Source organism: Streptomyces sp. S07_1.15 (assembly GCF_020739505.1).
Classification (GTDB): domain Bacteria; phylum Actinomycetota; class Actinomycetes; order Streptomycetales; family Streptomycetaceae; genus Streptomyces; species Streptomyces xinghaiensis.
Genome location: NZ_JAJBZK010000001.1, coordinates 7,084,765 through 7,094,148, shown reverse-complemented (window position 1 = coordinate 7,094,148; position 9,384 = coordinate 7,084,765). Strand labels below are relative to the sequence as shown.

Annotated in this window: 10 protein-coding genes; 7 read left to right on the top strand and 3 right to left on the bottom strand. The window is 71.2% G+C overall.

The features are described from left to right. Nucleotides 1–217: 217 nt before the first annotated feature. From LIX60_RS30570 to LIX60_RS32015, 3 genes are all read left to right on the top strand, one after another. Entirely contained in the window at nucleotides 218–715 is a 498-nt protein-coding gene (locus LIX60_RS30570) for a DUF2975 domain-containing protein (protein WP_227962551.1), read from the top strand. Further along, nucleotides 715–960, top strand: coding sequence for a helix-turn-helix transcriptional regulator (locus tag LIX60_RS30565; protein WP_227962550.1), 246 nt, complete (start codon nucleotides 715–717; stop codon nucleotides 958–960). The genes LIX60_RS30570 and LIX60_RS30565 overlap by 1 nt, the downstream gene beginning before the upstream one ends. Before the next feature lie 204 nt (nucleotides 961–1,164). After that, a complete protein-coding gene (locus LIX60_RS32015; RefSeq protein WP_374117949.1) occupies nucleotides 1,165–1,443 on the top strand; it encodes a transposase family protein in 279 nt (92 codons plus the stop codon). On the opposite strand, the gene LIX60_RS30555 is transcribed toward LIX60_RS32015, so the two are convergent. After that, nucleotides 1,427–2,713: a glycosyltransferase gene (locus LIX60_RS30555; RefSeq protein WP_308101984.1), complete on the bottom strand. Its 1,287-nt coding sequence runs from the start codon at nucleotides 2,711–2,713 to the stop codon at nucleotides 1,427–1,429. The genes LIX60_RS32015 and LIX60_RS30555 overlap by 17 nt on opposite strands. Before the next feature lie 540 nt (nucleotides 2,714–3,253). Here LIX60_RS30555 and LIX60_RS30550 point away from each other — a divergent pair. After that, nucleotides 3,254–3,541: a hypothetical protein gene (locus LIX60_RS30550; RefSeq protein ID WP_227962549.1), complete on the top strand. Its 288-nt coding sequence runs from the start codon at nucleotides 3,254–3,256 to the stop codon at nucleotides 3,539–3,541. A gap of 33 nt (nucleotides 3,542–3,574) precedes the next feature. Next, complete coding sequence (locus tag LIX60_RS30545; protein WP_227962548.1) at nucleotides 3,575–4,531, top strand: ankyrin repeat domain-containing protein; 957 nt, start codon at nucleotides 3,575–3,577, stop codon at nucleotides 4,529–4,531. Nucleotides 4,532–4,858: 327 nt separating this feature from the next. Here the strand turns inward: LIX60_RS30545 and LIX60_RS30540 are convergent, their stop codons facing one another. Further along, complete coding sequence (locus LIX60_RS30540) at nucleotides 4,859–5,812, bottom strand: glycoside hydrolase family 5 protein (protein WP_227962547.1); 954 nt, start codon at nucleotides 5,810–5,812, stop codon at nucleotides 4,859–4,861. A 512-nt stretch (nucleotides 5,813–6,324) separates the two neighbouring features. On the opposite strand from LIX60_RS30540, the gene LIX60_RS30535 reads away from it, so the two are divergent. Further along, on the top strand, nucleotides 6,325–7,140 hold the full coding sequence (locus LIX60_RS30535) for a DUF2382 domain-containing protein (RefSeq protein WP_227962546.1): 816 nt from the start codon (nucleotides 6,325–6,327) through the stop codon (nucleotides 7,138–7,140). A gap of 206 nt (nucleotides 7,141–7,346) precedes the next feature. Next, the gene (locus LIX60_RS30530; protein ID WP_227962545.1) at nucleotides 7,347–7,970 is read left to right on the top strand and encodes a TetR/AcrR family transcriptional regulator; all 624 of its coding nucleotides are present in this window, start codon (nucleotides 7,347–7,349) and stop codon (nucleotides 7,968–7,970) included. Here LIX60_RS30530 and LIX60_RS30525 read toward each other — a convergent pair. Then, complete coding sequence (locus LIX60_RS30525; RefSeq protein WP_227962544.1) at nucleotides 7,928–9,367, bottom strand: GH1 family beta-glucosidase; 1,440 nt, start codon at nucleotides 9,365–9,367, stop codon at nucleotides 7,928–7,930. The genes LIX60_RS30530 and LIX60_RS30525 overlap by 43 nt on opposite strands. Nucleotides 9,368–9,384: the final 17 nt, after the last annotated feature.

Sequence of the window (9,384 nt, the reverse complement as noted above, 5' to 3'; positions counted from 1 at the left end):
CGGGGGATCGTTACGCCGTGCGCGTCCCGGTACAGCATCACACGGGCCGCCTGGAGGGAGAGGGGCGAAGACCCCGGGGATCGTTCACCACGCGCAGCGCGACCGGCCCCGGGTTGCCGTCTGCCGCGGTTTCCTCCGTCTCACGTACGACCCACCCCTTCCCTGCGGCTATCGATACTCGATAGATTACCATCGTGATTCGATCGAAGGAGTGGTCATGGGAAAGCTGACAGTGCTTGCGTTGCGCGCCGTGCTCGTGGCGCTGCTGGCCGGTTCGCTGTTCGTCCAGACGGTGATGGTGCCGTTGCTGGCCACCGACCTGGAGGATCTCGGCCCCGAGTCCGCCCACCTGCGCATCCCCCTCCTCGTGATCGTCTTCCTGGGCATCGTGACAGTCCAGGTCGTGGCGGTCTGCGTGTGGCGGCTGGTGACGATGGTGCGGCACAACACCGTGTTCTCCCACGCAGCCTTCCGGTACGTGCACATCGTGATCGGCACATTCGTGGCGGCCGCGCTCCTGGTGTTCGCACTCGCGGTCCTCCTCGCGCCGGGCGAGGCCGTGGCCCCGGGCATCGTGCTCCTGCTGTGCGGGGGCTCCCTGGCAGTCTTCGGAGTCGCGCTGATCGTGCTCGTGCTGCGGATGCTGCTCGCCCAGGCCGTCGCACGCGACGCCGAGGCGAGACGGATGCACGCCGAACTGGAAGAGGTGATCTGATGCCGATCACCGTCGACATCGACGTAATGCTGGCCAAGCGGAAGATGTCCGTGGGCGAACTCGCGGACCGCGTCGGAATCACCCCCGCCAACCTGGCGGTACTCAAAAACGGCCGCGCCAAAGCAGTACGCTTCGCCACCCTCGCCGCGCTCTGCGAAGTACTCCAATGCCAGCCGGGAGACCTACTGCGCTGGGAACCCGAGAACTCGGCAGACCACACCACCGCACAGAAAACACACCGGTGACCGGCACACACAGGCCCATCACACCACCCGGCAACAACTCCCACCCCGCCAACCAGCCCCCACCCCGGCGACGAGGCCCCACAGACCACCAGCCCCCCGGAGACACCCGAAAACACCCCCAACCAGCCCCGCCCACCAACTCGACTCCACCCGACTCGGAACAGTCCGGAACCTCCATCAGCCCCGGAGCGGTTCATCGAGCGGGTGAGCGCTGGCTCGGAAGCCGTGAGAATAGCCGCGTTCACCAGGGAAGATACGTGCCGCGCGTGCCCGGGATGTGGTCAAAGGCCGGACTGGGTGCACTCGCGGTATGTGCGTCATGTCGCGGACGAGTCGGCCGGCGGACGACCCGTGATGATCGACCTATCGGTGCGGCGGCTGTACTGCGAAAACGCGGCCTGCCCGAGGACGACGTACGTGGAGCAGATCGACGGACTGACGGCGTTACCGGCGCAGGGTGCCGGCGCTACGGCGGATCGTTGAGGCGGTCGCGGTAGTGCCGGCGGGCTCGGCCGGTGCCCGGCTGCTCGCCGATGTGGGCGAGCAGCGAGGCTGTGCCGTCCTCGGCGGCGATCCCGCGGGCCAGTTCGGCCGCGCGGCGACGGTGGGACGGCTCGGACAGGCAGGCCTTGATCGCGTCACCGAGGGCTTCACCGGTCAGCTCCTGGAACGGCACAGGCCGCGGAGCAACTCCCAGCGCATGCAGCCGGGATGCCCAGAACGGCTGGTCGGCCATGACGGGAACGGGCACGGCGGGCACTCCGGCCCGCAGTCCCGCTGCGGTGGTACCTGCCCCGGCATGGTGGACGACGGCGGCGGTGCGAGGGAACAACCAGTCGTGGGGCACGTCGCCGATGGTCAGGACGTCGGCGCCGCAGCCGTTCAAATCGGCCCACCCCGCCTGTACCACCGCACGCACACCTGCCCGCTTCACCGCCGCAGCCACCAGCTCGCTGAGCTGTTCCCCCTGTCCTGCCGCCATGCTGCCGAATCCGATGAAAACCGGGGGCGGACCGGCCCGGAGGAAGTCGACCAGTTCGGCAGGGGGCTGCCAGCCGTCCGGCCGCGCGGGCCACCAATAGCCCGTCACTTCAACCCAGGACGGCCAGTCCTCGGGGCGCGGCACCACCAGCGGGCTGAAGCCGTGAAAGACCGGCCGGACGTCCACCGGTGCCGAAGGCGCGCCGGCGGGCAGCCCGAGGCGGGCACGCAGCCGGGTCACGGCGCCCGCGAAGACTCCTTCCGCACGCTTGAGCACATCCCGGCCCGCGGCGAGGTTGCCCTCCGGCCCCAGGTCATCGATGCTCCGTGCGTTGGGCAGCGGGAACTGTCCGGTAGCGAAGGACGGTGCCAGGTAGGTGCCGATGACGGGGACGCCGAATGCTTCGCCGGCTGTCCGGCTGAGCGGTGCCGGGCCGAAGGCCGTGAGCAGCAGGTCGGCTCCACCCGCCGCGGCCTCCACCACCCCATCGGCGAGCCCGTCAGCGTACGCCCTCGTCAACGCCTGCGCCTCCTCCCGCGACGCCGCCCGGGCCCAGTCCCGGATCAGCCCCTGCGGGTCTCCCGGCACAGACCGGTAGTCAAGACCGCACCCGCCGACGAGTGCGGCGAAGGAAGGATGAGCGGCCACGGCAACCTGATGGCCCGCATCCAACAGACGCCGTCCGAGTCCCGTGAAGGGCGCGACGTCTCCGCGTGAACCGGCAGTGATGATCAGAATACGCATCGAGCGATTCTCCTCGGCGAGTCCCATCAGGCCACCACCGCCGGCCACGGGGCCTCTCAACCCACCTGGCTACTGCAAGGAAGAGTCTGCTGTCGGTACTCATGAACATCGAACACCGCCGCGTCGACGTGCTGCTCAAAGCCGCATACATCCGCTGTCGAAACTCGTGAACGAAGCCACCGGCCCGCCTCACCGGAATCCGGTCAGCACGCGGCCCGGATGCTGTCGCCCGCCCTCCCGGACATCGTATTTCCGATCAGCATCAGTGGATCTCCCACGATCACGCAGGCCACGGCCCCCACCACCGGGTCCGCTCCCCTTGCCGAGGGGATGGCTCGCCAGCCCACCGAACCCGCACGCAAAGCCCCAATGACTCGGACGCTCGCGTGCGGGTTCCGGTGTCCTGGCGTCCAGGATTCCTGAAACCCGCGCGCCTGTCCCCACGGCGAGGAGAATGCACACCCCGGCCACCTTCCCAAGAATCTGACCGGGGGTGCGCCCCTACGGTTCCGACCTGAGGCCGGGTCGGACTCCGGATCAGACGAACTCGACCCTGGTGAACGTCAGTTGTGGGACGCATGCGCCCGGGGCGGTGCCGTCGGCCCTCCGCGACGACTCCTCACCGGCGGAACCCGCAGTGCGGTCGAGGTCATCGCGGCGCTGCGGCTGGAGGCCGGCACCGGCCCCGCCTCCGGCGACCGTCCGGCGCTGCGCCTGACCGATGCACCTGCGATTCGCCGGCACCGCGTGCGGGTCGTCCTGAACGAGTGCCGCTTCGACGAATCACCCTCGCTCCAAGGCGCCGGGATCCGCAAGCTGGTCGGTCCGGTGTCGGACCCCTGTGCCAGCGTGTAGCGCGAAAGCATGCGACATGGTGAAGGGGGATCGGTGGCAGCAGAGAGTCACGGCTGGAGTGGCATGGGCTGGGACTGGACGGATGTCGACGACATTCGCCGGCGCCTCGACGAAGGCGCCGACCCGGAGAAGTGGAGCGGAGGCCGACCGCTGCATCGCGCAGCGGTGTTCGGGTCCTCGGCGGTCGTCGCGGAGTTGGCTGGTCGAGTTGCGGATGTGGACGCGCTGGAGAACGGGGTGACGGCGCTGTGGGAGGCCGTCGTCTCCAGGAAGCCGGACAACGCACGAGCCCTCGCCGCTGCCGGGGCCGACCCCTGGCGGCTGCTGATCGGCGGCTGGTCACCGGGGCGGCTGAGTCTTGCCGGACCGACGCCTGACCTGTTCCCGGTGCCGGAAGGGATACGCCTGACCGGCACGGAGCGTGCGGCAGCGGAAGAGGCCGACCGGCTCACCACGGCACTGGGCACGTTCCACTACGACGGTACGGGGCTGGCCTGCGTGGCCGGCATCGACGCGGCCGAGGCGGTGCGTCGTCTGGAGGCCGCGCCGGTGGAGGCCGAAGTCATCGATGAGCTGCTGGAAGACCCGTACGAGTACGACATGGACGAGAGCTTGCGGATCATCGGCATGACGTCCGTGCCGGGCGGCTGCGTCGTGACCCAGCCCTGGGGATACGCACCGCAAATGCCGGGCGTGCTGACCCGGCTGTCCGCGGACACGCTCTGCTACGGCCTGTACGCCAATCCCAAGAGCGGCAACCAGGGCAGCATCGCCCGTCATGGAACCGTCGAGGGCTGGGACCTGCACCCGGGCGGGGGACCACACGAGAACGGCACCTCCGAGGAAGTGCTGGCTTCGTACCTCTACCAATACAACGCCGTGGCCTTCTCCTGCGCCTATGCGGGGCTGCGTCCGGCCGACAGGCGTGCCGTGGTCGGACCTCCCGATGTGTGGGTCGAACTGCCCCGCCGCGACTACTGGAGTCGCTGACTCGGACGGACCATCGCCGCCGTGCTTCCCATCTGTCGCCCCGGCTTCGATGGAACGCGCTCACAGGTCGGTGGCCCAGGCCCCCTGTCCGCCGTGGCCGATCAGCTGGAGGGCGTGAACCGTGCCAGGTGGAAGACGGGAACAGCCGCAGCGAGCGGTGCCGGACCCGGCCCCGAACGCACCGTCTCCGGCCGGCGCCGTCCCGGCCGGAGACCCGTACCCCGGTGATCCCGCGGGCAGTACGGCTGCCGGTTGGCCCTCCGCCTCGCGGCGGGTGGCCGCCAGCCGCCGCGGCGCCGGAGCGCCCCGGGCGCGGCGCGGGCGCCGTCAGGTGATGCGGTCCCGGATCCACACTCCGGCATCCTTCAGAGTGCCGGGGTCGGCCCACGTCCCGTCGGAGCAGGTTCCCGGCCGGAAGACCGCGCCGCTGCGGAAGTCGTCGGAGTAGTTCCAGTTGGTCCAGCTGATGTTCTTCTCCGCCATCACATCGAGGTAGCGCTGGGCCATGGCGAAGTCGTCGGGGCCGTCGCCGCTGTAGTCCTGGGTGCCGAACTCGGTGACGAACAGCGGGAGTTCAGCGGCCGCCCGGGACAGGGTCCGCAGGTACTCCTCCCGGTGCGAGGCGGCGTAGAAGTGGAAGGTGTACATCACGTTCTCCGCGTCCACCGGATCGGCCACGATCTCGGACTCGTCCGCGCCCTCCGAGACGCCCAGTGAGGACCATGCGCGGGTGCCCACCAGCACGACGGCGTCGGGGTCGCCGGCCCGCACGACGGGAATGATGTCCTCCGCGTAGCTTCTGATCGCCTGCCAGCTCACGCCGTTCGGTTCGTTGGCGATCTCGTAGAGGACATTGTCCTGATGACCGTGGCGCTCGGTGATATCGGTGAAGAAGCGGGCGGCCAGCTCCTTGTTGACGCGGGGATCGCCCGGGTCGAGCATGTGCCAGTCCACGATCACGTACATCCCGCGTTCCGTCGCCTGGTCGATGACGCGGCTCGCCAGTTCGGTGAAGCCGGCGGGGTCCGTCTCGTATCCGTCCTCCTGGACGTAGGTGGACACCCGCAGCACGTCCGCGCCCCAGTCCCGGGCCAGGACGTCGAGGGAGGCGCCGGTCAGGCAGTGCTCGAACCACTGGGTGCCGTGGGAGCTCATCCCCCGCAGCTGCACCGGCCGGCCGTCCTCGCCGCACAGCGCCGTGCCGCACACCTGCAGCCGCCCGTGGTCCTGGAACGGTGTCGCCGCATGCGCCCGCGCCGAGGCCGGAAGGGGTGCCGTCATCGCGGCACAGAGGGCCAGGAGACCGGCGGCCCGGGCCAGGGCCCACCCGTGACGCGACCTCGGTAAGCGGCGTGACACCATCACTGTCCTCTCCAGTAGTTTCCCCGCACGCCCCTCCCCCGCGGGCTGTGATCCTTGCGCACGGTAGAGCCGGCACCGGCGCGGGTCAATGCCGCAGCGGCGGGCTCGCTGTGCTGCCGTGCGCGGCGGATTGGGAGACGCCGGACTGTGCGCCGGGGCCTCTGTGCCCTCATCCCCGCGGCCCTGCGGCCGCCCTGCCGAGCCGCTTCCGCCTCGATGGAATGTCCTTTTCGAGCGATTCACACACATCTGTGCGGGTACCGCGTGACGAAGGAGGCAGGGGGCGCCCGCAGCCAGGCGGGGGCCGCCCCGGTGGCCCGGCACGGACGCCGGCGGGCACCGTCGCCGTCCGCCCGGGGGAGCCACACCTCCCGCGCAACCGCAGACCGACCGGCGTGCGCCGCACGTCCGCATTTCCCAGGGAGAAACCAGTGATCTCGTACCAGGATCTCGACCGGGTCGCCGACAGCACCGCCGTGGGCACCGACGGCAAGCTCGGCAAGGTGAGCCAGGTGTACGTCGACGACCGGAGCAACCGCCCGGAGTGGGCCACCGTGCAGACCGGCATGTTCGGCACCAAGGAGTCCTTCGTCCCGCTGGCCGAGGCCAGGCTCGCCGACGGGTCCCTGGAGCTCCCGTACGACAAGGAGAAGGTCAAGAACGCTCCCCGTGTCGAAGCCGATCAGGGCCACGTCTCGGAGTCGGAGGAGTCAGAGCTCTACCGCTACTACGGCATCCCCCGGGGCGAGGCGCAGCGGCCCGAGGCCGCGGCGGGCCGCACCGGGGGTGAGCGGGGCAGGGGCTCGCCCGCCGGTGAGCGGCCGAGCCGCCCCGTCGGGCGGGACACCTCCGGGCCCACCACCGACGAAGCCATGACCCGCTCCGAGGAGCGGCTCCGCGTGGGGACCGAGTCCGTCGAGTCGGGCAAGGCCCATCTGCGCAAGCACGTCGTGACCGAGAACGTCACCCGCACCGTGCCGGTGAGCCACGAAGAGGTCCGTGTCGAGCGGGAGCCGATCACCGAGGCCAACCGCGACCGGGCCATGCGGGGGCCCGCCATCTCCGAGGAGGAGCACGAGGTGACCCTCCACGAGGAACGGCCGGTGGTGGAGAAGGAGACCGTGCCGGTCGAACGGGTCCGGCTCGACACCGAGACGGTCACCGAGCAGCAGGAGGTCTCCGAGCAGGTCCGCAAGGAGAGGATCGACTCGGACGCCGACGACACGCGGCGCCGGCGCGGCCGTTGAGCCGCGGACGGTGCAGTGGGCGGCGGAGTGGACGGTGGCGGGGGTCCGGGGAACGTGCTCCGGTCCCGGCCGCCGTTGGCCTTCCGGATCTGCCGCCCCGGTACGGCCCTCCCGCCCGGTGGCGGGGCGCCCGGCCCCGTCCCGGTGCGTCGGTGTCCCCGCCGCCAGGCGCCGGACGCGCCCTGTGGTCTCGGTAAGCTGGGCGAGTGCCGAAGCTGGTGGACCACGAGCGGCGGCGGGCGGAACTGCTCGCGGCCACCTGGCGAGTGGTCCGCGCCCGCGGCGTGGAGGGCACCACCACCCGGGCCATCGCCGACGAGGCCGGATGCTCGCTGAGTGTCCTGGCCCATTTCCTCGGCGGCAAGGACGACATCCTCGTCGCGGCGCAGACGGCCGTCTACCAGCGCATCGTCACCCGCGCGTTCGGGCTCGGCGGTGACCTGTCCGGCCTCGCCGCGCTGCGCGCCGCCCTGGACGCCGTGCTCCCCCTGGACGAGGAGCGGACCGCCGACGCCCACGTCAACGTGGCCTTCGCGGGGGCGGCGCTGTCCAGCCCCCGGCTGGCCGCGGCGCGTCGTGACTCCCACCGCGAGATCCGGGAGTTGTTGTGCGTGTGCCTGCGGGAGGCGCGTGAGGGCGGTGAGCTGCGTCCCGGTGTCGAGGACGACGACGTGATCGACGACTTCATCATCTTCGTCGAGGGCAGCACGCTGCTCAGCCTCGTCGACGGCTGGGCCGAGGAGGGCCGCGGCGAGCGTCTGTCGCGCCTGGCCACGGCTTTCGTCGGTCAGCTCGGGGCGCCCGGGCCACCGGCGCCGCCGGCGGTCTGAGGCCGGTCCGGGGCCGGGGCCGGTGGCTGCGCGGCGATCACATCGCGGTACCAGTACCAGGAGTCCTTGCGCGTCCGCCGCAGGGTCGCGCGGTCGACGTGGACGAGGCCGAACCGTTCGTCGTAGCCGGCGGCCCACTCGAAGTTGTCGAACGCCGACCACACGTAGTAGCCGCGCACGTCGACCCCGGCGGCGACCGCGTCGGCCACGGCCCGAAGGTGCCCGTCCAGATACGCGATCCGGCGTGGGTCGGCCACCCGTCCGCGGGCGTCGGGGGCGGCGTCGTGGAAGGAGGCGCCGTTCTCGGTGACGACGACGGGTGGCAGGGCCGGGTAGCGGTCGCGCAGTTCCCGCAGGATGCCGGTGAGCGCGGACGGCGCGATGGCCCAGCCGAAGTCGGTGCGCTCGGCGCCGGCGACCGGCACGGGCGAGAACGGCAGGCCCTCGGGGATGTCGACCTCCATCACCCCTCGGTAGTCCTTGCCCTCGCGCGGCGCCTCGATCACGGTGGGCTCGTAGTAGTTGACGCCGTAGAAGTCGAGCGGCGCGCTGATCACTTCCAGGTCCTCGGCGAGGCGCGGTTCCGCGGTGCCGGTCGCGGACCGGATGAGTTCGCCGGGGTAGTCGCCGCGCAGGATCGGGTCGGAGAAGGTCCAGTTCGTGAGGTCCGCAAAGAGCGCGGCGGCTTCGGTGTCGGCCGGGTCGTCGCCGGCCGGGGAGACCGGGAAGTGCTGGTTCGCCACACCGGTGCGGGCCGCCCCGTGGGCGCGCAGCGCCTGGACGGCGAGGCCGTGGGCGAGGAGCTGGTGGTGGGCGGCGGGCAGGGCGGCGAGGCCGAGTCCCCGGGCGGGCGCGTGGTCGGTCAGCGCGTAGCCGTAGAGGGTGTGGACGTTCATCTCGTTCATCGTGATCCAGTCGTGCACCCGGTCGCCGAGCCGCTCCGCCACGGCGGTCGCGTAGCGGGCGAGCGCGTGGGCGGTGGCGCGGTTCATCCAGCCGCCCGCGTCCTCCAGCGCCTGGGGCAGGTCCCAGTGGTAGAGCGTGGGCACCGGGCGGACGCCGGCTTCGAGCAGGCGGTCCACCAGGCGGTCGTAGAAGTCGAGTCCCCGGGGGTTGACGGTGCGACCCTCGGGCATCACCCGGGGCCAGGAGAGGGAGAAGCGGTAGTCGTGGGCGCCGGCCTCCGCGATGTGCGTGACGTCCTCCTCGTACCGGTGGTAGTGGTCGATGGCGGTGCGGGCGTCCTCGCCGTGGCGGACGGTGCCGGGGCGTGCGGTGAAGGTGTCCCAGATACTGGGTCCCTTGCCGTCGAGGTCGGCGGCGCCCTCGATCTGGTACGCCGAGGTCGCCATCCCGAAGCGGAAACCCGGCGGGAGCAGGGGCGGTGATGGGGGCACGGGGAGTCCTTCCGGGG

Excerpts from the sequence above, each read along its gene's own strand:
- LIX60_RS30570 (WP_227962551.1), top strand. The coding sequence starts at position 218 with ATGGGAAAGCTGACAGTGCTTGCGTTGCGCGCCGTGCTCGTGGCGCTG.
- LIX60_RS30565 (WP_227962550.1), top strand. The coding sequence starts at position 715 with ATGCCGATCACCGTCGACATCGACGTAATGCTGGCCAAGCGGAAGATG.
- LIX60_RS30555 (WP_308101984.1), bottom strand. The coding sequence starts at position 2,713 with ATGGGACTCGCCGAGGAGAATCGCTCGATGCGTATTCTGATCATCACT.
- LIX60_RS30540 (WP_227962547.1), bottom strand. The coding sequence starts at position 5,812 with ATGACGGCACCCCTTCCGGCCTCGGCGCGGGCGCATGCGGCGACACCG.